At 71.2% G+C, this 21,976-nt stretch carries 26 protein-coding genes; 15 read left to right on the top strand and 11 right to left on the bottom strand.

The window, feature by feature from the left end; genetic code table 11:
• Positions 1–35 precede the first annotated feature (35 nt).
• Together BXA10_RS09980 and BXA10_RS09975 are read right to left on the bottom strand one after the other, a co-directional pair.
• Positions 36–674 (bottom strand): M23 family metallopeptidase, encoded by a 639-nt coding sequence (locus BXA10_RS09980; RefSeq protein ID WP_425436043.1) that lies wholly within the window; start codon positions 672–674, stop codon positions 36–38.
• A 34-nt stretch (positions 675–708) separates the two neighbouring features.
• Positions 709–2,886 carry a serine/threonine protein kinase gene (locus tag BXA10_RS09975; RefSeq protein WP_076470013.1) on the bottom strand — a complete coding sequence of 726 codons (2,178 nt, stop codon included), beginning with the start codon at positions 2,884–2,886 and terminating at the stop codon, positions 709–711.
• Positions 2,887–3,635: 749 nt separating this feature from the next.
• Between BXA10_RS09975 and BXA10_RS09970 the strand changes: the two genes are divergently transcribed.
• Positions 3,636–4,967: an FAD-binding oxidoreductase gene (locus tag BXA10_RS09970; protein ID WP_245828200.1), complete on the top strand. Its 1,332-nt coding sequence runs from the start codon at positions 3,636–3,638 to the stop codon at positions 4,965–4,967.
• Between the two features lie 47 nt (positions 4,968–5,014).
• Positions 5,015–5,347, top strand: a complete 333-nt coding sequence (locus BXA10_RS09965; protein WP_076470011.1) for a nuclear transport factor 2 family protein — start codon at positions 5,015–5,017, stop codon at positions 5,345–5,347.
• A gap of 50 nt (positions 5,348–5,397) precedes the next feature.
• Here the strand turns inward: BXA10_RS09965 and BXA10_RS09960 are convergent, their stop codons facing one another.
• From BXA10_RS09960 to BXA10_RS09935, 6 genes are read right to left on the bottom strand one after another with little or no spacing between them, the layout of a single operon-like run.
• Positions 5,398–5,901: a CehA/McbA family metallohydrolase domain-containing protein gene (locus tag BXA10_RS09960; RefSeq protein WP_139337948.1), complete on the bottom strand. Its 504-nt coding sequence runs from the start codon at positions 5,899–5,901 to the stop codon at positions 5,398–5,400.
• Positions 5,902–5,928: 27 nt separating this feature from the next.
• Complete coding sequence (locus tag BXA10_RS09955) at positions 5,929–6,516, bottom strand: energy-coupling factor transporter transmembrane component T family protein (protein WP_217696755.1); 588 nt, start codon at positions 6,514–6,516, stop codon at positions 5,929–5,931.
• A gap of 5 nt (positions 6,517–6,521) precedes the next feature.
• The gene (locus BXA10_RS09950) at positions 6,522–7,208 is read right to left on the bottom strand and encodes an energy-coupling factor ABC transporter ATP-binding protein (protein WP_076470008.1); all 687 of its coding nucleotides are present in this window, start codon (positions 7,206–7,208) and stop codon (positions 6,522–6,524) included.
• Positions 7,205–8,368, bottom strand: a complete 1,164-nt coding sequence (locus tag BXA10_RS09945; protein WP_076470007.1) for a thiolase family protein — start codon at positions 8,366–8,368, stop codon at positions 7,205–7,207. Before BXA10_RS09945 ends, BXA10_RS09950 begins: the two co-directional genes overlap by 4 nt.
• Positions 8,361–9,614, bottom strand: coding sequence for a class I adenylate-forming enzyme family protein (locus tag BXA10_RS09940; protein ID WP_217696754.1), 1,254 nt, complete (start codon positions 9,612–9,614; stop codon positions 8,361–8,363). Before BXA10_RS09940 ends, BXA10_RS09945 begins: the two co-directional genes overlap by 8 nt.
• A complete protein-coding gene (locus BXA10_RS09935) occupies positions 9,611–10,234 on the bottom strand; it encodes a biotin transporter BioY (protein ID WP_076470006.1) in 624 nt (207 codons plus the stop codon). The genes BXA10_RS09940 and BXA10_RS09935 overlap by 4 nt, the downstream gene beginning before the upstream one ends.
• 139 nt (positions 10,235–10,373) lie before the next feature.
• Here BXA10_RS09935 and BXA10_RS09930 point away from each other — a divergent pair, with 139 nt between their 5' ends.
• Positions 10,374–11,027: a TetR family transcriptional regulator gene (locus BXA10_RS09930; protein WP_217696753.1), complete on the top strand. Its 654-nt coding sequence runs from the start codon at positions 10,374–10,376 to the stop codon at positions 11,025–11,027.
• A gap of 49 nt (positions 11,028–11,076) precedes the next feature.
• Here BXA10_RS09930 and BXA10_RS09925 read toward each other — a convergent pair whose 3' ends face one another.
• Complete coding sequence (locus BXA10_RS09925; RefSeq protein ID WP_076470005.1) at positions 11,077–11,268, bottom strand: ribonuclease; 192 nt, start codon at positions 11,266–11,268, stop codon at positions 11,077–11,079.
• A gap of 235 nt (positions 11,269–11,503) precedes the next feature.
• Here BXA10_RS09925 and BXA10_RS09920 point away from each other — a divergent pair, with 235 nt between their 5' ends.
• From BXA10_RS09920 to BXA10_RS30800, 4 genes are read left to right on the top strand one after another with little or no spacing between them, the layout of a single operon-like run.
• On the top strand, positions 11,504–11,884 hold the full coding sequence (locus tag BXA10_RS09920) for an ArsR/SmtB family transcription factor (RefSeq protein ID WP_076470004.1): 381 nt from the start codon (positions 11,504–11,506) through the stop codon (positions 11,882–11,884).
• The gene (locus BXA10_RS09915; RefSeq protein WP_076470003.1) at positions 11,885–12,208 is read left to right on the top strand and encodes a hypothetical protein; all 324 of its coding nucleotides are present in this window, start codon (positions 11,885–11,887) and stop codon (positions 12,206–12,208) included. It abuts the gene before it with no gap.
• A gap of 40 nt (positions 12,209–12,248) precedes the next feature.
• Positions 12,249–13,778: a serine hydrolase domain-containing protein gene (locus tag BXA10_RS09910; protein WP_076470002.1), complete on the top strand. Its 1,530-nt coding sequence runs from the start codon at positions 12,249–12,251 to the stop codon at positions 13,776–13,778.
• A gap of 21 nt (positions 13,779–13,799) precedes the next feature.
• Positions 13,800–13,931 carry an SAM-dependent methyltransferase gene (locus tag BXA10_RS30800; RefSeq protein ID WP_217696752.1) on the top strand — a complete coding sequence of 44 codons (132 nt, stop codon included), beginning with the start codon at positions 13,800–13,802 and terminating at the stop codon, positions 13,929–13,931.
• Positions 13,932–13,953: 22 nt separating this feature from the next.
• Here the strand turns inward: BXA10_RS30800 and BXA10_RS09905 are convergent, their stop codons facing one another.
• Complete coding sequence (locus tag BXA10_RS09905; RefSeq protein WP_076470001.1) at positions 13,954–14,601, bottom strand: TMEM175 family protein; 648 nt, start codon at positions 14,599–14,601, stop codon at positions 13,954–13,956.
• A gap of 315 nt (positions 14,602–14,916) precedes the next feature.
• On the opposite strand from BXA10_RS09905, the gene BXA10_RS09900 reads away from it, so the two are divergent.
• The 3 genes from BXA10_RS09900 to BXA10_RS09890 all read left to right on the top strand — a co-directional run bounded on the left by BXA10_RS09900 (position 14,917) and on the right by BXA10_RS09890 (position 17,236).
• Positions 14,917–15,651 carry an SDR family oxidoreductase gene (locus BXA10_RS09900; protein WP_175649157.1) on the top strand — a complete coding sequence of 245 codons (735 nt, stop codon included), beginning with the start codon at positions 14,917–14,919 and terminating at the stop codon, positions 15,649–15,651.
• 89 nt (positions 15,652–15,740) lie between these two features.
• Positions 15,741–16,640, top strand: a complete 900-nt coding sequence (locus BXA10_RS09895; protein WP_076469999.1) for an SDR family oxidoreductase — start codon at positions 15,741–15,743, stop codon at positions 16,638–16,640.
• Entirely contained in the window at positions 16,637–17,236 is a 600-nt protein-coding gene (locus tag BXA10_RS09890) for a LysR family transcriptional regulator (RefSeq protein ID WP_342742880.1), read from the top strand. Before BXA10_RS09895 ends, BXA10_RS09890 begins: the two co-directional genes overlap by 4 nt.
• Here BXA10_RS09890 and BXA10_RS09885 read toward each other — a convergent pair.
• On the bottom strand, positions 17,230–17,589 hold the full coding sequence (locus tag BXA10_RS09885) for an SRPBCC family protein (RefSeq protein ID WP_076469997.1): 360 nt from the start codon (positions 17,587–17,589) through the stop codon (positions 17,230–17,232). The genes BXA10_RS09890 and BXA10_RS09885 overlap by 7 nt on opposite strands.
• Positions 17,590–17,983: 394 nt before the next feature.
• Here BXA10_RS09885 and BXA10_RS09880 point away from each other — a divergent pair, with 394 nt between their 5' ends.
• The 5 genes from BXA10_RS09880 to BXA10_RS09860 all read left to right on the top strand — a co-directional run bounded on the left by BXA10_RS09880 (position 17,984) and on the right by BXA10_RS09860 (position 21,952).
• Entirely contained in the window at positions 17,984–18,559 is a 576-nt protein-coding gene (locus BXA10_RS09880; protein ID WP_076469996.1) for a TetR/AcrR family transcriptional regulator, read from the top strand.
• Positions 18,560–18,633: 74 nt separating this feature from the next.
• Positions 18,634–19,620 (top strand): zinc-dependent alcohol dehydrogenase family protein, encoded by a 987-nt coding sequence (locus BXA10_RS09875; RefSeq protein WP_076469995.1) that lies wholly within the window; start codon positions 18,634–18,636, stop codon positions 19,618–19,620.
• Entirely contained in the window at positions 19,617–20,336 is a 720-nt protein-coding gene (locus tag BXA10_RS32110; RefSeq protein ID WP_245828199.1) for a thiamine pyrophosphate-binding protein, read from the top strand. The genes BXA10_RS09875 and BXA10_RS32110 overlap by 4 nt, the downstream gene beginning before the upstream one ends.
• Positions 20,219–20,740, top strand: coding sequence for a thiamine pyrophosphate-dependent enzyme (locus BXA10_RS32105; RefSeq protein WP_342742879.1), 522 nt, complete (start codon positions 20,219–20,221; stop codon positions 20,738–20,740). The genes BXA10_RS32110 and BXA10_RS32105 overlap by 118 nt, the downstream gene beginning before the upstream one ends.
• Before the next feature lie 165 nt (positions 20,741–20,905).
• A complete protein-coding gene (locus BXA10_RS09860) occupies positions 20,906–21,952 on the top strand; it encodes a methyltransferase (RefSeq protein WP_084752507.1) in 1,047 nt (348 codons plus the stop codon).
• The last annotated feature ends 24 nt before the right edge of the window (positions 21,953–21,976 follow it).

Here is a 21,976-nt window from a genome sequence, read left to right as displayed (position 1 = left end):
CCAAAAAGCCCTGGCGGCGACCACACCGGCTGCGATCAGCCGCAGTTGTTGCTCGTACGCCGGACCGTGTACTCGCGGTCGTCGTGGGTGATGCCGGAGGGAGAGCCGTCGAACCACGTCTCGACCTTCTCCCAACCCCGCCGCTGCTCGAAGTGCAGGTGCGGGGCCCCGGAGTTGCCGGTGCTGCCGAGTCGGCCGATCTGCTCGCCCTGGACGACCTGCTGACCTTCCCGCACCATCGGCGGTTCGAGCAGGTGGAGGTACTGCGTCTCCCACCGGCCACCATGGTCGATCTTCACCCAGTAACCGCCGCCGCGCCCCCGCGGCCCCTCCGGGTTCTCCGGGGTGCGCCCACCGAGCGAGCCGTTGATCCCGGCCACGGTGACCGTGCCCGCCGCGGCGGCGAGCACCGGCCTACCCCACGCCTCGCCCTCGATGGGAAACAGGTCGACGTCGTAGTCGTCATGGCCCGGATAGGTGCCGAGCTGCCAGGTCTCCCCACAGGCGACCGGAAGCTGGAACAGCGGACGCGGACCCGGCGGCAGCAGCATCGGAACGATCAGCGCGGCGACCGCCAGGACGGCCGCCACGGCGACGAACGCGAAGACGATCCGACCCGTACGACTGCGGGGGCGGCGGTGGGCGTGGCGTCTGCGGGGGCCGGCGGTCGTCACCGGACGAAGCATGGCAGACGCCGGCAACCACCCGTCACCGCAACAGCCACTTCTGGTGGTTCGCACCATCGTTGCAGGTCCACTGCTGCAGCGGCGCGCCGTTCTCGGTGCGCTCGTCGACCACGTCCAGGCACTTCCCGCTGCTGGCGTTCACCAGTTGGCGCTCCTCGTTCAACCTGAACTTCTGAGCCGGGGTGCCGTTGCAGTCGGTCAGCTGAACCACCGCGCCGTCGTCGCTCGACGCGTTGGCCACGTCCATGCACCGGCCGTCCAACCTGACGCTCCCGTCCGGACCGAACGTCCAGAGCTGGTTGCGGTCGCGTTCGGCCAGACAGTCACGGATGAGCAGGCGCGGCGAGCCGGGCGCGTCAAGGTCCTTGATGTCCAGGCACCGGTTGCTCGCCACACCGACGATCCGGTTGCCCGGCTTGCGCGGAGTGGGGCTCGCCGCCCCCGTCGACGTTCCCGGCCTCGGCGGCGGGGCGGCGGCCGACGGGCGGCTCGTGGTCGTCGTCTCTGCGTCGGAGCCCGCCGTGGCCGACCGGAACCCGGCGGTGACCTTCTGGAACGCGCTCGCATTGCTGGTCCAGACGGCCTCCGGTGTCGACCAGACGATGCGGTAGCCCTGCTGCTCGGCGGTCGCGAACGTACGCTGACGCGCGTGGACGAGCGTGCCGGACTCGGCCGTGTAGACCCACTCCCAGTCGGCCGCGCGAAGCTGGTAGTTGACGGCGACGATCTCGACGCGGCGGTAGTCGCGATACTTCCCACCGGCGGCCGCGTCCTCCTCGCGCCTGGTCAGCTCGGCCACGGGGTCGTTGCCGGGCGCATCCGTCCGGGTGACCGTGAGCATCCGCTCGCCGCCCGGCTCGTGGAACTCGACCGTGCCGCCGCGCCGGACGATCCGCCAGTCACGTGGCGCCGGTAGGGAGAATCCGCTGCGGTCCTGGTAGACGGACCAGGCGAGCGCTCCCGGTGTGGGAGACGGCGACGAGCCGGCCGGCGTCCCCTCCGGCACGGCCAGGTCCACCGGCTCGCCGAGCTCGGCAGGGTCCGCAGGTGCCCCGCGTACGGCCAGCGGGACACCGACCCCCAACCCGAGCAGCAGCACGGCGGCGACCGCGCCCACCAGCCAGGCCCGCCGCCGGCGGGTGGTGCCGGCCGGGGGCGGCGGCGCGTCGGCGTCGGCGGCCGGCGCGCTCCGGGCGGACGCGCCCGAGGCAGGTACGGCCGCCACAGGCGCCACCGGCGGCATTCCCGGCCACTCGGGGGCGGGCCGCTCGGCGCCGGGCGACTCCGCGGGAGACGCGGACCTGGGAACGGTCGGCGGGACCCCGGGATGCTGCGGGATCGCCTGCGTCTTCGCGGTGAGCGCCGCGCGCTGCGGCGCCTCGGCGAGCAGTTGACGCAGCAGTTGCTCTGCGGTGTCGGCGTCCATCCGCTCGGCCGGATCCTTACGGAGCAGCCCCTCCAGCAACGGTGCGAGCGGGCCCGCCTGGCGGGGCCTGGGTGGCGGCTCGGTGACGAGCGCGGTGAGGCTCATCAGGCTGGACGGCCGGGCGTACGGCGACTGACCCTCGACGGCGGCGAAGAGGGTGGCGCCGAGCGACCACAGGTCGCCGGCCGGACCGATGGTGCCGTTCATGGCCCGCTCGGGCGAGACGTACGCGGGCGAGCCCAGGACCACGCCGGCGAGGGTCAGGGTCGAGTCCTCGACCGCGGTGGCCAGACCGAAGTCGGTGAGGACGATCCGCCCGTCGGCGCCGATGAGGATGTTGGCCGGCTTGACGTCGCGGTGCACGATCCCGGCCCGGTGGGCGGCGCGGAGCGCGCCGAGCACCGCCAGCCCGATCTCGGCCGCCCGCACGGGCGGGAGCGAGCCTTCCCCGGTGATGACGTCGTGCAGCGAGCGGGACGGCACGTACTCCATCACGATCTGCGGGTCGCCGTCCGCGCTCAGCAACACGTCGAAGACCTTGACGGCGCTCACGTGGTCGAGTCGCGCGATGGCCCGCGCCTCCCGAAGTGACCGCACGCGCAATTCCCGCCGCGCCTGATCGGTGAGGTTGGGCGGCGGAACAATTTCCTTGATGGCCACGTCTCGGTGCAGCATCCGGTCACGGGCTTTCCACACCCGACCCATTCCGCCCTGGCCGAGCAGCTCCAAGACCTCATACCGATCGGTAACAACGAGGGGTACGATCTCCGGCACGCCGGAGAGGTTACCTGCCTGATCCGGCGTTCATTTTCCTGCCGGTCGCCGCCGCCCATTTGTGACCGGGGTCATCCCTACCCAACCCCTTGTCGCCACCGCCGATTGAGCGCGCCAGGTAACGACGGTCGAGCACACCGTGAGGATTTGCGAGGAATTTCCCACAGGGCGTCGGATATTGGACACGGAGACGGGTGTCACCAACGGATGCCGAAGAACCACATTCGACGGTCGGCCGCTGACGCCGGCCGCCACCCCGGCGGGAATAGGAAATTGATCGACGCCTCCACATATGTCGCCGCGCCGCATTCACGGACCGTTTCCGTACGCTGACGGATCCAACCGCGAGCCGATTTCCGCAGGCCCCGAACCACACCAGCGGACACGCCTCGTCGACCATCTCCCCCTCACTCCCGACCGCTGGTCGAGGCCCTCGCCGAGCCGCCCGGCTCGGATGGCGGCTGCGGCACAGCGACGACCCGGTCGCGCCCCGGGCGTAGCCGACGCTCGGCAGCGCCGACGAATGCTGTGGCGAGCGCTACAACGCCGCTCGCCCCGATGCCTGAACCAGGGATTTCTCCACGCCGTGTGTAGTACGAATGGCCCGGGAGCGCCGGGAAACCGTCGCGCGCCCGGCACAGAGAACCCGATATGCGAGGGCGGGACGGATGACTTCGTACGGCGCGGCAGGCCCTGCTTCGTTGAGCAGGGCCGACACTGCCGACCTGTCGGCACGGACCGCCGGTCCCGTGTTGCTGCCGGAGGATGCGGACTACGCGGCCGAATGCGTCACCTTCAACCTGATGACCGCGCTGCGACCGGCCGTCGCGGTCGGCGCGACCAGCGCGGCCGACGTGCGGGCCGCGGTCCGGTTCGCCGCCGAGCGGGACCTGCCGGTGGCCGTCCTCACGACCGGACACCAGGTGGCCCGCTCCGCCGAGGGCGCGGTGCTGATCAACATGTCCCGGATGAACGCGGTGCACGTCGACCCCACCCGACGCCTCGCCCGGGTCGAGGGCGGTGCCCGCTGGCAGCAGGTACTCCCCGAGACCGACAAGCACGGCCTCGCTCCGGTCAGCGGCACCTCCCCCACCGTCGGCGTCGTCGGTTACCACCTCGGCGGCGGAGGAAGCCCGATCCTGGGCCGCAAGTACGGGTACGCCGCCGACCACGTACAGGCCATCGAAATCGTCACCGCCGACGGTGAACTGCGCCGGGTCACCGCCGACTCGGAGCCGGACCTGTTCTGGGCGCTGCTCGGCGGCAAGGGCAACTTCGGCGTGGTCACCGCCCTGGAGTTCACCCTCTTCCCGGTGCAGCGCATTTACGGCGGCGGCCTCTTCTTCGCCGGCGAGCACGCGGCCAAGGTGCTGCACACCTGGCGGGACTGGGTGGTCGACCTGCCGGAGGAGACGAACTCCTCCATCGGCTTCCTGCGCCGGCCTCCGCTGCCCGACGTGCCGGAACCCCTGCGGGGAACCTTCGTGATGCACGTCCGGTTCACCTCGCTCGGACCTGCGGACGAGGCCGAGCGGCGGCTCGCGCCGATCCGCGAGATCGCGCCGACGGTGCTGGACACGATCACCGAACTCCCCTACCGCGAGGCCGGTTCGGTATTTCTGGACCCACCCAGACCCGTACCCTGGGTCGAACGCTCGACCGCGTTGCGGGACTTCCCCCGCGAGGCCGTCGACGCCCTGCTCGCCCAGCTCGGCCCCGACTCCGGCACCCAGCTGGGATTCGTCGAGCTACGGCCCCTCGGCGGAGCACTGACACGACCGACCGCGGGGGCGAACGCGGTGCCCGGTAGGAGCGCACGCTGGCAGCTCTTCGGCTCCGGTGGCGGCCGACCCGAGCTGGCCCCCGTCTTTCGCGAGCAACTGACCGCCATGGTCGACGCGGTAGCGCCGTGGGCACAGGACGAGATCATGCCCAACCTCCTCAGCGACCGGCAGGGCCGCACCCCGCAGGAGCTGCGCGTCATCTACGGTTCCGAACGCTACGACCGGCTCGCCGCGATCAAGAGGCGCTACGACCCACGCAACCTCTTCCGCGTGAACCACAACATCACGCCCGCCTAGCCGCGACGCCCATTCCCGGGTGTCGCACAACCGCCGAAGGAAACACCATGACGACCAGCGAGATCCCCACCCCGATCCAGGCCTTCATCGACGCCACGAACCGCGCCGACTCGGACGCCTTCGTCGCCGCGTTCACCGACGACGCGTACCTCAACGACTGGGGCCGCGAGTTCCGCGGCCGGGACGGAGTACGCGACTGGGACCGCACCGACAACATCGGGGTGCAGTCGCGCTTCGAGTTCAAGGGGATCAAGCCCGGAACGGACCCGGACAGCTACGTCGTCACCCTGAAGGTCTCGGGCAACGGCTACAACGGCACCGGCCCGATGACGTTCCACCTGCGCGACGGCCTGATCTCGAGCCTGCGCATCAGCGGCTGATCCGGGCCCCCGGAGATTCGACGAGCGGTCGTCCGCGCCACCAAGGCCCGCTACCAGCGCTCTCCGGCGCGCACCTCAGCCACCCGCCACCGGCCCTCCGACTCGGGTACCAGCCCGACGAGGAGCCGGGCCGCCTGACCGTTGGCGAACCGGACCTGCGCGTGCGTCTCGGCGTGCAACCGCCCTTGGGCGCGGACGATCGTCGTACCGTCGATGGTGTAGGCGGTGATCGCCTGGTCCCCGGCGTAGAGCTCGGCGAACTCCGCCGGACCGGCCTGCGCCCGGCGCTCGACCGTGAGCAACCCGTACGCCACCGCGAACTCCCCCGCGACGACCGCATCGAGGTAGGCCGTCGCCGTCGCCTGCGCGGGACCACGCTCCGCCATCCCGCGCCTCGTCGTGGCCACCAACCAGACCATCGCGCAGCAGGCCGCGACCGCCCCGAGCGCCAGCGCCGACCAGAGCGACAATCGCCTGGTGCAGCAGCCCAGGCAGGCGACGACGATCAGGCCGAACGCCAGGACGCCCGACACTCTGGCCGCTCGACCCGACATGGGCAGCCAGCCTAGTCCGGCCCGGACTCAGTCGACACCCCTGGCGGTCAAGGCGTCGGCCAGGTCGTCGGAGTGCTTGAGCGCCATCACGAGCAGGGGTACGACGAACGCCAGCGGCTGCACGGGCACGCCGCGCGCACGTTGCGCCTCGCGCACCTGTGCGGCGAAACCCGCGATGACCGGCACGGTGGTGATCGTCATGGAGAGCATGAGGGCGATCCTGTCCGGGTCGGCCCCGAACCTCCGCAGTGGCCCGAGAGCCTTCGCGATGGCGTCGATCAGATCCTCGGTGCGGGTCGTGAGGGTGACCAGGGCGGCGAGGAGTACGACCACGACCACCCGGGTGATGTTGACCGCCGCGGTCGGCAGCGACAGGAACAGCGCCTGCGGCACGAGCATGACGAGGATGAGCCAGCGCAGGTCACGGAGCTGACGGCCGAGTTCGCGCAGGCCCAGGCCGGTGAGCAGATAGCAGCCGATCACGAGCGCGATCGCCCCGGCGAGCAGCCACGGGCTCGCCGGGACGAGCGAGATCGCCAGTGCGAGAGCCATGACGGTGAGCAGCTTCGGGCCGGCGGGCGTCCGGTGCAGGACGCTGCCGCCGGGCCGGTACATCGCGATCAGAGCTGCTCCTCCTCGTACCGGGCGATGACGGCTGCCGGGTCACCGCGGTCCACCAGAATGCCGGCCTCGAACCGCACCGCGATGTCGCACCGGGCGGCCAGCCGGGGATCGTGGGTGACCAGGACGAGTTGCTGCGGCATCTCGTCGAGCAGGAATCGCGCGATGCGTCTGCTGTTCGAGGCGTCGAGGTACGCCGTCGGTTCGTCGGCGACGACGAGGCCGGGCTCGCGGATGAGCACCGCACACAGCGCGAGGAGTTGCTTCTGCCCGCCGGAGAGGGTCTGGGCGGGCGCGTCGGCGTGCTCGCCGAGGCCGAAGCGGTCGAGCGCCGCGGTGACCCGCTCCTGGACCTCCGTACGGGTAAGACCTCGTCCCCGGAGGGAGAACGCGACGTCCTCGGCCACGGTCGGCATGATGATCTGCGCGTCCGGGTTGCTGAAGACGAAGCCGACGCGGCGGCGGATCTCCTTCGGCTGCCGGGCCGGGTCGACCCCGTGCACCCGCACCTCGCCCCTCGTCGGGGTGACGAGACCGTTCAGCATCCGGGCGAAGGTCGACTTTCCCGAGCCGTTGGAGCCGATCACGGCGATCCGGCGTTCGTCGAGGTCGAGTGACAGGTCGCGCAGCACCTCCCGTCCGGAGAACTCGACCGAGACGTTCTCGAAGTGGATCTCGGAAGTCACCGGACCACCTCGAACAGGGCCGCCACGCCGATCCCGCCACCGACGGCCGCCGTGGCCAGGCCGAGCGACCCGGCCGGGGCGCCCGACCGCACGAGCCGGGAGAAGAGCCGCACGACGCTGACCGCACCGCTCGCGCCCCAGGGGTGCCCGAGCGCCAGCGCGCCACCGTCCGCGCAGACCCGTGCGTCGACCTCGTCACCGGCCGCCAGACCGAGACGGGTGAGCACGGCCAGCGTCTGCGCGGCGAACGCCTCCACGATCTCGATGGCGGCGACGTCGGCGAGGGTCACACCCGCGCCGCGCAGCAGGGCCTCGACCGCGGGCACCGGCCCGAGCCCGGGCAGGGCCGGGTCGCAGCCGACGGTCGCGCTGGCGACCAGGGCGAGCCCCGGCGAGTCGCCCCGGGCGCCGGCCGGCACGATCGCGACGGCCGCGGCGCCGTCGCTGTTCCGGCAGGAGTTGCCCGCCGTCACGGTGCCGCCGTCCGCGGCGTCGGGGAACAGCGCCGGGAACCGGTCCAGCATGGTGGGGATGCGAGGGCGTGGGCCGCTGTCGCGGGTGAGGCCGTCGAGTGGTACCAGCTCGTCGTCGAAGCCGCCCCGCTCGCGGGTCGCGGACGCGAGCCGGTGGCTGCGCGCGGCGTAACGGTCCTGGTGGTCGCGGCTGACCGCGTCGAGCACGGCGAGGTCCTGGGCGGCGCGCACCATGTCCGGGTCGGCGAAGCCGGCCGGGGCGAACGGAGCCTTGCGGTAGGCGACCCCGTCCGCGATGCGGGTCGGTGCGGTGGATGCGCTCTCGGTCCCGCCCGCGATGCGGGCACGAGCGTCGCCGGCCCGGATCGCGTCGGCCGCGGTGATGATCGCGGCCAGCCCGCTGCCGCACTGCCGGTCGATCGTCATGCCCGGTACCGCGAGATCCAGTCCCGCCGCGAGCGCCGCGAGCCGGGCGGTGTTGCCACCCGGTCCCATGCAGTTGCCGAGCACGACGTCGCCGACGGCGAGCGGCGCGGCCGTGGCCAGCGCGGCGTCGTCGACGCAGGCGCGGACGACGGGGGCGGCGAGCCGCTCCACGGTGACGTCGGCGAGCCGGCCGCCCTCGCTGGCGATCGGGGTACGCCGCGCCGCGACGACGACCGGAAGGTTTCGCTGCTGCTCAGACAACTCTAGTCATCCTTCCCTCGATCGCGTCGTGCCTGATCCGGTCGCGGGCGGGCTTGCCGGTGGCGGTACGCGGCAGGCGCTCGGTCCAGAACCAGCGGCGCGGCAGGTGTGTGCCGGACAGCAGCGCGCCCGCCTGGCTGCGCAACTCGCGGGCCGACGGCGGCCGCCCGCCCGGGCCGGTCTCGATGACCGCGGCGACGAGGGACCCCGCCCTCGTGTTGGGCAGCCCGAAGACCACCGCGTCCTCGATTCCGTCGATCCGCTGGAGTGCCGCTTCGACGTCCTCCGGGATCACCGTGGCGGCAGCGGTGAGGATGGCGCCGTCACGGCGGCCGCGGAACCGCAGCGGATCGGCCGCGTCACCGCTGACCAGGTCACCGACCGTGCCCCAACCGTCCTCGTCGCACCGGAACGGCCCGGTGGCCGTACCGAGGTATCCGCCGGCGAAGTACGGGGATCGGACCCAGAGCACGCCGTCGTCGATGCGGGTCTCGACGCCGTCGAAGGGGCGCAGCCCGCGGCCGTCGGGGTCGACGGCGACGAAGGAGAGTTCGGCGGCACCGTAGTAGGAGACCAGCCGGATACCGGCCGCCTCGGCCCTGCCGCGCAGACCGGGGTCGAGCCGGGCACCACCAACCAGGGCGACGCGGAGCCGATGGGCCAGACCCGCCTCGATCCGTTCGAGGACACCGCGCAGCGCGTACGGCGTGCCGTGCATCACGGTGGCGTGCTCGAGGTCCGGATCGGAGACGGTGTGGGTCCGGGGCAGGAGGATGCTCGCGCCGACCGTGCGGGCGTGGACGACGGAGAACATCGTCACCGACGAGACCAGCGGCGAGGGCACGTAGACGACGTCGTCCGCCGTGAGACCGAGGATCCGCTCGACTCCCGGGTACGACGCGGACCAGGACTCGTGCGTGCGGATGATCACCCTCGGCGTCCCGGTGCTGCCCGAACTGAAGGTGGCCCATGCCATGCCCGGCACCGGCTCCGCCGCCGTGACCGTCCGGCGCAGGCCGTCCCAGTAGTCACTGTTCCACCGGTCGTCGCCGATCAGCGGCACCCCGCCCGCGGCCCGCACGGCGAAGGCCGTCGCGACCGCGTTCAGCCGATCCCCGTCGAGGATCGGAACGACCCGGCCGGGCGCGTCCACGCCCGCGGTCCCGGCAGCCGCGATCCGCTCACGTAGCTGCGCCTCGGTAAGCACCACCGCTCCGCAGCGGATGGCGGGTCGCTCGTTCGTCACCGTACGCCCGCATCGGTCTTCGGCCGCGCGGCCTGCGGCCGGGACGCGGCCGCCGTCTCGGCGCCGAACGCCCGGGGGTACGCGCGCCAGAGCGCCATGGCGACGGCCGCCGCGATCACCACCTTCAGCAGGTCACCGGGGAGGAAGGCGGCGCTGGACAACGCGGTCTTCGCGAGCGGGAGCCGGGTGACGAGCGCCTGGACCGGGATGCCGACCGCGTAGACCACGAGCGCGCCGCCGATGAAACAGCCCAGCGCCGTCCGCCACCAGGTCGGCGGCCGGTTGCCGAAGCGCACGATGGCGCCCACCACGAAGGCCCCGGCGATCCAGCCGAAGAGGAAACCGGCCGAGGGGCCGACGAAAACGCCCGCCCCGCCACGTCCACCCGACAGCAGCGGCAGTCCCGCGAGGACGAGCACGAGGAAGAGCGTGACGGCGGCCGCGCCCCGCCAACGGCCCAGGATGGCGCCGGCGAGCATGACGCCGAGCGTCTGTGCCGTGATCGGCACGGCGCCGCCGAACACCGGGATCGCGCCGGGGATCCCCAGGACCGCCAGGATCGCGGCGAAGACCACGATCCTGGTGACGTCCCGCGTGTCGAGACCGCGACGTCGCTCCATGGTCGGCTCCTTCCACACCCGTGTCGGCCACGCGAGCACGGTCTCTCGCCCGGCGACAGGACGCAGGCGTTCGGATGACATGGAGAACGGTGTTCACCTGAACACCGTTCTCCTGAACGGCGTTCACTATACTTGCGGCATGCCGAGGCCGGAAAGCACAGCCGCGTACGCCCGCAACTCCCGTGACGACGTCATCGAGGCAGCCCTGGGCATCCTGGACCAGCAGGGGCTACCTGACCTCACGATGCGTCATCTGGCCGCGACCCTCGGCATCCAGCCGAGCGGGCTCTACTGGCACTTCCCCAACAAACAGGCGCTGCTCGCCGCGGTCTCCGACCGGATCATCGCGGGCGCCCGCAGCGTCGACACCACCGGGCGCAGCTGGCAGCAGCGGGTGCAGGCAGAGGCGACCGCCCTGCGGGACGCGCTCCTCGCGTTCAAGGACGGCGCGGAGGTCGTCTCGAGCACCCTCGCCCTCGGCCTCGGCGCGGAGGGGCTACACAGGCGCCTGACCGGGGCGATCGACGCGGGCGGATTCGACGAGGAGACCAGCGAACTCGCGGCCGCGACCATGGTCCACTTCATCGTCGGCCACGCCTTCCACGAGCAGCAGCGCATCCAGGCCGACAGCCTCGGCGCGGTCGCGCACGCGCACACCCTCGACCGGGAGGACCCGGCGGAGGCCACCGACCGGCCCGGGGCGTTCGACTTCGGAATCACGCTCCTCATCGCCGGCCTCGAGCGGCAAGGTACGCACGTGCCGGCCGATCCGGCCTCCGCCGGCTCCCAGTGATCAGCTGACCGGCACCGGCGTCACCTGCGCAGTCACCAGGCGAAGGCGGTCACTCCTCCGGGGCGCCCGGGCCGACCTCACCACGCCTCAGGTGTTCGGCGTTGAGGTCGGCCTCGCTGTGGGCGAGGGCGGCCCCGTCGCCCGGGTCCGCCGTTCGGCGTCCCTTGACGTCCTGATACACCGCGCCGCTCTCGAGCGCCTCGTCCTCCTGCTGCCGCCGATTCTTCTCAGGTACGGTCACGCACCCCCCTACCCCACCCCCACCCCCACAAACCCCCACCCACCCCTCCCCTCAAACGCCTCTTTCACGGAAAGAGCGGCCATCCGATATCCGGAGGCCACTCTTTCCGTGAAAGTGCGCGGGAGGTTGCCGTCGCTGGGGGGCTGGTGGGGATTGACGGGGGCCAGGTGGGGTGTCAGTCTGTTCTGACAGGGGTGTCAGCACAAACAGACAGCCCCGGAAGGGAACCAGCGGGATGACCCAGGCTCCGTCCTCGAGCGAAGAGCTCCTGCAGGTGCTCAACGCGCTGGCGAGCCCGCATCGACTGCGAATCATCGCGGCGCTCGCCGGAAGCCGTGTCTACGTCAGCCAGTTGGCTCGACAACTGCAGATGAACCGGCCGCTGCTCTACATGCACCTGCAGCGGTTGGAGGCGGCCGGCCTGGTGACGGGAACGCTGGAGACGACGCGTGACGGCAGTTCGGTGAAGTACTTCGAGTTGGTGCCGTTCGTACTGAGCCTGACGCCGGAGGCGATCACCGAGGCCATGCGGTCGCCTCAGTCGGAGCAGGTGGAGACGGGCGGGGCGGGCACCGGTGGCCCGCAATCCGGTGGATCGGGAGAGGACAAGAGCTAGATGAGCACTTTGCTGAGCGCCGACCTGGACATCGCACACACGGCCACCATCGCCTCGACAGTGCTGGTAGTGGCTCTGGTAGCCATTCTCGGCTTCGTCGGACTCGGCTTCTATCGGGCCCGGCGATCCTCAGCAGGGGCGGAGCGGTACCAGGCGCTGGCCGAGCGCACCGCCGAAGCCGAGGCGCGGATGGCGGACGCCGTCCGGGCCACCGCCGCCGAACTCAAGGCGCTGCGCTCGCAGATGGTCACCACAAACGACGAACTGGCGGCGGTGAAGCAGCGCCTCGGCGAGCTGGAACGCCTGTTGAGCCAGATCGGTTGACGTGCCCCGCGCCGGGCAACCTTTCGACGGAAGGACCGCCATGCGTTCGGGTGCACGGGCAGGGACGAGGAACAGATCGCTGGCGGCCGTCGCGGCGCTGCTGTTGCCGCTGGCCGTGGCCGCCCCGGCGGCCGCTGACCCGACCGGCGACAGGTCGCTCGGCGACCGGGTCGGGAGGGCGGCGGAATACTTGCGCCAGCACATGACTGACAACCGGATACCGGGCCTGGCGTACGCGATCGTTCGGGATGACCAGGTGATAGGTCAGAACGCCTGGGGCGTCGACGGCGACGGCGGGTCGATCACCCCGCAGACCCCTTTCGTGCTGGGCTCGGTGAGCAAGTCGTTCACCGCACTGGCCGTCATGCAACTCGTGGAGGCAGGGCGGGTCGAGCTGGACGCCCCGGCGCGCCGCTATGTCTCCTGGCTGCGGCTGGCGGACGAGTCGGTCGCCGCCCGCATCACCGTACGGCAGCTGCTGAACCACACGAGCGGGCTGCCCGATGTGGTGGACCGGGGCTTGCTCGACCGGTTCGACAACTCCCCCGGTGGTCTGACCAGGACGGTACGGGAGCTGGCGACGGTCGCGCCGACCGTGCCGCCGGGTGAGGCGTACCAGTACAGCAACGCCAACTACATGGTGCTCGGCGCGCTCGTCGAGGCGGTGGCCGGGCAGTCGTTCGGCTCCTACCTGCGCCGTCGCGTGCTGGACCCACTCAACATGACCCACGCCGTCACCGACGAGGTGGAGGCCCGCACGTTCGGCCTGCCGGCCGGGCACCGCTACTACTTCGGCCGCCCGCAGCGATTCGACCCTCCCTTCGACACCGCCGGTCTGCCACACGGCTATCTGGCGATGAGCCTGGACGACCTGACGCACTACGCAATCGCCCAGTTGAACGACGGCCGGTACGGCGACGCCTCGGTCCTCTCGCCACAGGGCATCGCACAACTGCACACCGGTCAGGTCACCACCGACGGCGGCGGCCGTTACGGATTGGGCTGGCGGGAGAGTGTCCTCGACGGCCCCGGAGATCACATCGTCTGGCACGCCGGGGCGACTCCGCACTACTTCAGCCACCTTCTTCTCATACCGGAATCCGACCTGGCCGTATTGGTGATGTCCAACGTCTACGGCTTGTCCATGGACTGGCCGCTGGCCTCGGCAGCGTTCAACGTCGCCCGGATCATGCAGGGCGGCGAAGCGGTGCCGGGCGCCCCGGATCCCGTCCTCAACCGGCTGCTGCTCGGGCTGGTCGTCGTCGGTGCGCTGCTGCTGGGCCTCCTGATCTGGACGGCTGTACGGATCCTGTGGCGGCGGCGAGACAGATCGAGGACGGCGCGCCGGCGGATCATCGCCGGCACCGCCGGCTGGGTCGTCGGTTGTGTGGCGCTCGCGGTCGGCGCGCTCCGGGCGCTACCGGCGGCGTTCGGCGGTGTCGGGCTGGCCCAGGCGATGTTGTACGCGACGGATCTCGCCCACACACTGATCGTCGTCGCGGGGCTGGCCGTCGGCACCGCGGTCATACGCCTCGGTGCAGCCGTGCACGAACTGACCCGGCGACGGTGACGCCGGCCGGACGAGCGTGCTTTGTCGCCAGTGGACCGCACCCCGGGTCTCACGATGGTCGAGCCCGGCCTGGTGCCGATCCCGCTGTGGCGTCCCGACGACGCCGGCGCCGTGGGAATCGACGCGTACGGCGCGGTGGCCCGGAAACCCTGACCCGCACCTGCGGCGGGAACGCTCAGCCGGCTCCGGTGCGCTCACCCCGGATCGGTAACCAGTAGGCCGGGATGAAGGCGGCTATCACCACCACCCCGAGCAGCGGCAGGAACGCCCCGACCAGCATCCCGGCGCCGATCCAGACGATCGCGACCCGGAAGCGGCGGGCGACGAACCTGGCACCGGCATCGTCGATGGTGGAGCCGAGCAACCCGCGGCGGGCGTACGCCCAGATGATGTTGAAGAGGATCGCAGCCAACTCGATCGTGGCGCCGTAGAAGACGACGGCGCCACGCTGGCCATCGCCGGAGTGGAACGCGTCGGACAGGACCGAAGCGGCGAACGGCAGAAACGCGACATCCATCAACAGCAGGGTGTTCAGGAACATCAGCAGCCGATCCACCATCCGGATGTGATCGAACATCACATGGTGGTTGACCCAGATCTGCCCGATCATCAGAAAGGTGACGGAGTAGGCCAGGTACGACGGCCAGAGCAGGCCCAGCCCGTGCAACAGCCGCCGGAAGTCCTCCGGCGGCCGAATGTCGAGCACGAGCAGGGTCACCGCGATGGCGAAAACCGCGTCGCTGAACGCGACCAGCCGGCCCGGATCGCGGGTCCCGCCGAACGCCGGCGACGGTACGGCCGCGCGGCTCCCGTGCCGTGGCACGCCTACGCCCCGGTCCGGTCGCGACGTCGCCGATGACCGGCGCCGAACGGCTGACGGGCACGCGTGAGCAATCCGACGATGATCTCTCGATCCGGTGACGCCTCCGGCATGACCGGTCAACTCGCGGACGCGGGCCGTGGTGACTGGTATCCGGGTAGCCTTTTGCCACGCCAACGCGCGAACCCGGCCAGATCCGCCTCGTCTCCGGATCAATCCAACTGATGCTGATCATCAGAATGATTCGTTTGATTTGATGCTTCTGCCGCGCAACGCTTGACCCGTCAAGAAATGAACACGGGTCAACGGAGGATCCACATGAGCAACGCAGAGCGCGTAGCGATCGTCACCGGCGGCTCCCGGGGCATCGGCCGGCAGGTCGTACAGCAGCTCGCCGAGGAGGGTTACGCCCTGGTCGTCAACTACGCGGACAACAAGGCGGACGCGGACGCGACGATGGCCGCGCTGGCCGGCATCGGCGCGAAGGCGATCTCGTTCCAGGCCGATGTCGCCGACGAGAACGCCGTCTCCGCGATGTTCGACGCGGCGGAGCGGGAGTTCGGTGGGGTCGACGTGGTGGTGAACATGGCCGGGGTCATGCCGATGGGTCCGCTCGTCGATCTCGACCTGGACATCCTCGACCGGACGATCCGCGTCAACCTGCGTGGCGCGTTCGTCGTCACCCAGCAGGCCGCCCGCCGGGTGCGGGCCGGTGGCGCGATCATCAACACCTCCAGCTCGATCACCAAGTTCAGCCGGCCGGGATACGCCGCCTACGCCGCCGCCAAGGGCGGGGTCGAGGCGATGACCCTGATCCTCGCCCGCGAGCTACGCGGTCGGGACATCACGGTCAACACGGTCGCCCCGGGCCCCATCGGCACCGAACTGTTCCTGCGCGGCAAGGACGAGGAGACCATCGCCCGGATCGCCGCCGAGCCGCCGCTGGGACGGATGGGCGTGCCGCAGGACGTCGCCCCGATCGTGGCGTTCCTCGCGGGTCCGGGCCGCTGGATCAACGGCCAGGTGGTGTACGCCAACGGCGGTGCCATCTGACCGCCGCTTTCGCCCCCGGCAGCCGCCGGGTCCTGGCGTCCGCCCCGCATTCGAAGGCGCTCTCCCTCACCACATCCGAGGTCTCCCACATGAGCAAGATCATCGTCATCAGCGGTGCGTCCAGCGGATTCGGCGCACTCGCCGCCCGGGCGCTGGCCCGCGCCGGTCACACCGTGTACGCCGGGATGCGTGACCGGGCCGGACGCAACGTCCGGGCCGTCGCGGCCGCCGAGGAGTACGCCACCGAACACGGCGTCGACCTGCGCACGGTGGAACTCGACGTGTCGTCGCAGCCGTCGGCGGACGCCGCGATCGCCACCGTCCTGGCCGAACAGGGCCGGCTGGACGTCCTGATCCACAACGCCGGCCACATGGTCACCGGTCCGGCGGAGGCCTTCACCCCCGAGGAGTTGGCCGCGGTCTACGACACGAACGTGCTCGGCACCCAGCGCCTCAACCGGGCCGCGCTGCCGCACCTTCGGGCCCAGCGCAACGGTCTCGTGGTCTGGGTCGGCAGCTCCAGCACCCGCGGTGGCACCCCGCCCTACCTGGCGCCGTACTTCGCCGCGAAGGCCGGCATGGACGCGCTGGCGGTCAGCTACGCCGCCGAGCTCGCCCGGTTCGGCATCGAAACCTCGATCATCGTCCCGGGTGCCTTCACCAAGGGCACCAACCACTTCGCCAACGGTGGCCACCCCGCCGACCAGGCCACTGTCGCCGCGTACGACGAGCTCTACCCCGGACTGGTGGAGCAGGTCGGCCAGCGGCTGGCCGAGATCGAACCGCCGGACGCGAACGTCGAGTCGGTCGCCGAGGCCATCGTCGAGGTGGTGGACTCCCCGGCCGGCAAGCGCCCGTTCCGCAGGCACATCGATCCCTCCGACGACGGGGCCGAGGTGGTCAACGCGGTCGCCGACCGGGTACGGGCCGAGTTGCTCACCCGGATCGGGCTGGCCGACCTGCTCGGGCCGCGCCTTGCCCCCCGCTGAGTTGGGACCGACCAGTCGGACCATGGCCGCCGAGGCGTCGCGCCGTACCGGACCCGACGCCCGGCGGCGGTCCCCGGTGGACCGTCCCTCGGGCCTGGTGGCCTGCAACTCCTAGGCAGCTGGAGTACTTCCTCGCGGTCGCGGCCGAGCAGAGTTTCACCCGGGCGGCCAACCGGCTGCACGTCGTCCAGTCGGCCGTCTCGGCGGCGATCTCCGCACTGGAGCGGGAGCTGGACGCGGTGCTCTTCGAACGCAACGCCCGCCGGGTGGTGCTGACCGCCGCCGGGGAGGTGCTGGCGCCGAAGGCCCGGGCGACCCTGGACACCGCCCGCGCGGCCCGGGACGCGGTCCAGCAGGTCGGCAAGGAACTCGGCGGCACCATCGCCTTGGGTTGTCTCAGCGGCGTCGGCGGGATCGACTTCGCGGGCCTGCTAGGCGAGTTCCACGCCCGGCATCCGCTGGTCCGGCTCTGGCTGCGGACGGCGGAGTCGGACGGGTCGGCCGGTCTGGCCAGGTCACTGACGGTCGGGGAACTCGACGTGGCGTTCCTCGGCCTCGCTGGTCGCCCGTTCCCCGAGCGTGGGGCCGCCTACTGACCGAAGGTGTAGCGCAGGTTCGCGTTGACCAGTTCGTTGAGCCGCTTGCGCAGGTGTCCCAGGAGCGACGCGTCGGGCAGCGGCTCGGCGACCAGCAGCGTCCAGCGCAACTGCGTGCCGGCACCGCCGTCGGGCTCAAGATCGAAACGTACCCGGGCGTCCGGCCGCCGCGGCCAGAGCGATGACCAGACGACCAGGTGCGGACGGTCGGCGCTCAGGATCTGCGGCGATCGCTCATCGTCGAGCAGGCGCAGCCAGGGACGCGCCGGATCCCGGTCGGGCTCGGTGAGCGCTTCGAAGACGATGTCCGGCGGAGGCGGCTGGCTGCGCACGCGGCTGCCGGCTTCGATCACGCCCTCAGCCTAGGCGGGTCATCGCGCCGCCTCGACCTGACCGAGGTCGCCTGATCGGACCTGCGCGTTCCGGCCGGCCCACCGTCCCGGCTCAGGTCTACGGCCGGCCGGCCTCTCGGTCGATCGGGGGCGCCCGGGTCAGGCGTCGGCGGGCGCGGCTTCTCAGCTCCGCGCGAATCGCGTCGGTCCAGGGCGTCGGCCGCAGGGTGGCCGGATCGAGCGGACGACCACCCGACGGCCCTCGGCGTTCACGGTCGCACCGTCCGGCGAGAGAACCTCAGGTGCGTTCAGATTTCGTCACACGAGTGAACTGCCGACGACTGCGGCAGGGTGATGGCAAACACACCTCGACCCTTAATCGAACGGACTAGTCTGTTCGATTAAGGGAGGGGTCATGGTCACGAAGACGAGGAAGACGACCACCGAGGAGCGGATTCTCGCCACAGCCGCGAAGCTGTTCTACAGGCATGGGCTACGCGGTGTCGGCATCGATCAGGTCATCGCCGAGTCCGGGGTCGCCAAGTCGACGCTGTACGTGCACTTCCGCACCAAGGAAGAGCTGATCGCCGCCTACCTACGGCGTACCGACGACTCCTGGATGGCGCAGTTGCAGGCCGCTGCCGAGCGGGCGGGTGACCGGCCCGCGGACCAGTTGGTCGGGCTCTTCGACGCGCTGCTGGACGCCTTCGACCGGCACGGGTTCTTCGGTTGCCCCTTCGTCAGCGCGGCCGTCGAGACGTCACTCGACTCCGAGGCCCGCGCAATCACCGTGGGTCACACCGAGCGCCGGCAGAGGTGGCTGGTGGAGGTATCGACCCAGGCCGGTGCCGCCGACCCCGAGGCGCTCGCCCGACAGATCGGGCTCCTGATCGACGGCGCACTGGCCGCAGGCCGGCTGTCGCAGGAACGGGCGGTAGTGGACGAGGCGAGATCGGCCGCCCGGTCGCTCGTCGCCCAGCACACCGTCTGATCGACGTTCGGCAGCCGGCCCACCCGCCCATTTACCACACCGGTACAGATGCAAACGGAAGACGAGGTAGCGCCATGCGCGCTCTGGTGCTCAACGAATTCGGTGGCCCGCTGGTCCTGGACGAGGTCGAGAAGCCCGCACCCGGCCCCGGACAGGTATTGGTGAAGGTCACGGCGAGCGGCGTCAACCCGCTGGACACCAAGATCCGGGCGGGGAAGGCCCCCCATGCCCGGAACCTGCTGCCGGCCATACTCGGCCTGGACCTGGCCGGTGTCGTGGCGGAGGTCGGTCCGGAGGTCACCGGCTTCGCCCCTGGCGACGAGGTGTACGGACTCACCGGCGGCGTCGGGGACCTACCGGGATCACTCGCCGAGTACGCAGCCGTGGACGCCCGGTTGCTCGCCCGTAAGCCGGCGTCGCTCAGCCTGCGTCAGGCCGCCGCCCTGCCGCTGGCCGCCATCACCAGTTGGGAGGCGCTCGTCGACCGGGCGCGGGTCCGCGCGGGTCAGCGGGTGCTGGTGCACGGTGGTGCGGGCGGCGTCGGACAGTTGGGCATCCAGATCGCCCGCACGCTCGGCGCCGAGGTCTTCGCCACCGGATCGACCCGAAGCCTGGCGACCATCGCCCGGCTCGGCGCGACTCCCATCGACTACACCACCAACCAAGTCGAGGAGTACGTCGCCGAGCACACCGCCGGCGAGGGCTTCGACGTCGTCTTCGACACCGTCGGCGGCGCCACCCTCGACCTGTCCTTCAGCGCGGTCCGGACCTACACCGGCCACGTCGTCAGCGCGCTCGGTTGGGGTACCCACAGCCTGGCGCCGCTGTCGTTCCGCGGCGCCAGCTACTCCGGGGTGTTCACCCTGTTGCCGATGCTGACCGGCCGCGGACGTGAGCACCACGGCGAGATCCTGCGCGAGGTGGCCGCCCTGGCCGACGCGGGGAGGTTGAAGCCCCTGCTCGACCCCAGGCAGTTCGACCTCGACACCGTCGCCGACGCCCACGCCGTCGTGGAGTCCGGCGCCGCCAACGGCAAGGTCGTGATCAACGTGGCGGAATGAACGCCCTACCCGCGAACGATTCCGGATCCTCAGCTGATCCCGACATGGAGTTCCTCGACCAGATCGAGGCGTTTCCGGGGATCGAGTGGGTGGGCAGTTGCAACGAGCTGAACGCCTCCTATACCGCCGACGGCTACGCCCGACTGGCCGGCATCGCGGCGATCGTCACCACCTTCGGCCCAGGTGAGCTCTCCGCGGTGTGCGGCCTCGCCGGAGCGATGGCGGAGTCCGTGCCGATCGTCCCGATCGTGGGCGGGCCACCGGTCCGGATCATGGAGCGGCACGCGGCCATGCACCATTCGCTCGGGGACGGCGATTACGACCGTTGGGTCCGGATCGGCCGTGAGGTGACGGTGGCTCAGACCAGCCTGACCGCAGACAACGCCAGCGGCGAGATCGACCGGGTGTTGCGTGAAGGTTGGCTGGCCCGGCGACCGGTCTACATCCGGCTGCCGGGCGACGTCGCCCGGCAGCCGGCGGCGCCGCCCTCGTCGCCACTCACCCCACCTGAGCCAGCAGTCGACCCGGAACGGCTCGACGCGTTCGTCGGTGCCGCCCGGCAGTTGCTCGCCAACGCCACCCGCCCGGCACGGACGTCCTGCCGGCGCCACTCTGGGGCGCGATCGGGTACGCGACGCCGGCCGCGTTCGGCGCGGGGATGGCACGACCCGACCGCCGGGTCGTCCTCATCACCGGCGACGGCTCACTCCAGCTGACCGCCCAGGAGATCAGCCGGATGCTAGCCACCGGACAACGCCCGATCATTCTGGTGCTGAACAACGGCGGGTACACCGTGGAGCGAGCGGTCGACGGCCCGCACCAGCCGTACAACGACATTGACAACTGGCGCTACGCCGAACTGCCGTCGGTGTTCGCGCGGAACGCGCCGATCAACTCGCACGTGGTCGCCACCGAAGGCGAGCTTGCCCGGGTCTTCGCCGGTCTGTCCGGCACACCCGACCGGTTGACCATCATCGAGGTGCAGCTCGACCCTTCGGATCTGCCGGCCGGCATGCCCCGTTGGGGCAGGGAGACGAGCGCCCTCGACTATCAGGTGCGGTTGTCCATGAACCCGCCCCGGTTACCGTGGGGCGGCCTGCCCGGCCAGACGGCGAGCTGAACCCGCCCGGCCGGGTCGGCGGCCGCCGCCACACCGCTTCGCCCGGCCTGAGCATCCCCGCCATCGCATCGACCGGGCGCGACTTTCGAGAGGGGTGGTCACGCCTGCCGCCTCGCCGTAGCATGAGGCGACATGCATCGATGATCGACCATCTTCGGGGGACGCGTGGCCGAGCAGCAGATCCAGCGTGTGTTCATACCGCCGTCCGACGGGACCGGGCCGGACGCCGCAGACCCGGCGGCGCCGCTGAGCCCCGCGCGGATCACCGGCGTGGCAGCCGGTTTCATGACCGCCAAGGCGCTCTTCGTCGCCGCCGAGGTCGGCCTCTTCGCCGCCATTCCCGCCGAGGGAGCGACCGCGCCGGCCATCGCCGAACGCTGCCGGATCCCGGTGCGCAGCGCCCGCGCGCTCGCCGACCTGCTGGTCCCCACCGGTCTGCTCGAACACGACGGTGAGCGTTACCGCAACGCCCCCGACACCGAGGCGTTTCTCGCTGAGCGCGGCCCGCTCGACATGCGTCCCATGCTGACCTACTGGGACCTGGTCAGCTATTCGGCCTGGTCCCGAGCGTCCACCGCGTTCCGCACCAGGCAGGGCGTCCGGGGCGACCTCACCGAGGAGCAGGTCCAGGCGTACGAGGCGTCGGTGGCGCTGGTGACCGCGGAGACGGCCGTCGACCTCGCCAAGACCTTCGATTTCAGCCCCCACCGCCGGGTGCTCGACGTGGGTGGCGGCATCGGCACCTTCGCCAAGCCTCTCCTCGGGGCCTACCCGCACCTCACCGCGACCCTGCTCGACCTGCCCGAGGTGGTGGCGGTGGCCCGGGAGAAGGTCGCCGCTGACGCCTTCGCCGACCGGCTCGACCTGGTGAGCGCGGACGCGTTCGTCGATCCGCTGCCGGACGGGCACGACGTGGTGATCGTGGCCAACTTCCTGCACCTCTTCTCTCCGGAGCGCAACCTCGAACTACTTGCCCGGCTGCGCGAGGCCGTCACGCCGGACGGCCGGCTGCTGCTGGTCGACTGGTGGCGCGACGCCGCGGCGCCCCACCCCGCGACCCGCCTCGGCGGGGGTGAGTTCCTCATCATCAGCGGCGGCGACACCTACGAGGCGAGTGACGCGCAGCAGTGGCTCGACGCGACCGGTTGGCGGCTCGTGGAGCACCAGCCGTTGGCCGCGCCGGCCGGGCTGATCGTCGCCGCACCGGCCTGAGCGGACCCACGAGAGGGAACGTCG

Origin of the sequence: Micromonospora avicenniae (genome assembly GCF_900156065.1) — a bacterium.
In the GTDB taxonomy this organism is placed as follows: domain Bacteria; phylum Actinomycetota; class Actinomycetes; order Mycobacteriales; family Micromonosporaceae; genus Micromonospora; species Micromonospora avicenniae.
This window is presented reverse-complemented; position numbering and strand designations above follow the sequence as displayed.

Bases quoted from the DNA above. Each gene is read 5' to 3' on its own strand.
- BXA10_RS09915 (WP_076470003.1), top strand. From the start codon at position 11,885: ATGAGCACTTTGCTGAGCGCCGACCTGGACATCGCACACACGGCCACC.
- BXA10_RS09910 (WP_076470002.1), top strand. From the start codon at position 12,249: ATGCGTTCGGGTGCACGGGCAGGGACGAGGAACAGATCGCTGGCGGCC.
- BXA10_RS09895 (WP_076469999.1), top strand. From the start codon at position 15,741: ATGAGCAAGATCATCGTCATCAGCGGTGCGTCCAGCGGATTCGGCGCA.
- BXA10_RS09900 (WP_175649157.1), top strand. From the start codon at position 14,917: ATGAGCAACGCAGAGCGCGTAGCGATCGTCACCGGCGGCTCCCGGGGC.
- BXA10_RS09920 (WP_076470004.1), top strand. From the start codon at position 11,504: ATGACCCAGGCTCCGTCCTCGAGCGAAGAGCTCCTGCAGGTGCTCAAC.
- BXA10_RS32110 (WP_245828199.1), top strand. From the start codon at position 19,617: ATGAACGCCCTACCCGCGAACGATTCCGGATCCTCAGCTGATCCCGAC.
- BXA10_RS09960 (WP_139337948.1), bottom strand. From the start codon at position 5,901: ATGTCGGGTCGAGCGGCCAGAGTGTCGGGCGTCCTGGCGTTCGGCCTG.
- BXA10_RS09935 (WP_076470006.1), bottom strand. From the start codon at position 10,234: ATGGAGCGACGTCGCGGTCTCGACACGCGGGACGTCACCAGGATCGTG.
- BXA10_RS09955 (WP_217696755.1), bottom strand. From the start codon at position 6,516: ATGTACCGGCCCGGCGGCAGCGTCCTGCACCGGACGCCCGCCGGCCCG.
- BXA10_RS09965 (WP_076470011.1), top strand. From the start codon at position 5,015: ATGACGACCAGCGAGATCCCCACCCCGATCCAGGCCTTCATCGACGCC.
- BXA10_RS09875 (WP_076469995.1), top strand. From the start codon at position 18,634: ATGCGCGCTCTGGTGCTCAACGAATTCGGTGGCCCGCTGGTCCTGGAC.
- BXA10_RS09880 (WP_076469996.1), top strand. From the start codon at position 17,984: ATGGTCACGAAGACGAGGAAGACGACCACCGAGGAGCGGATTCTCGCC.
- BXA10_RS09930 (WP_217696753.1), top strand. From the start codon at position 10,374: ATGCCGAGGCCGGAAAGCACAGCCGCGTACGCCCGCAACTCCCGTGAC.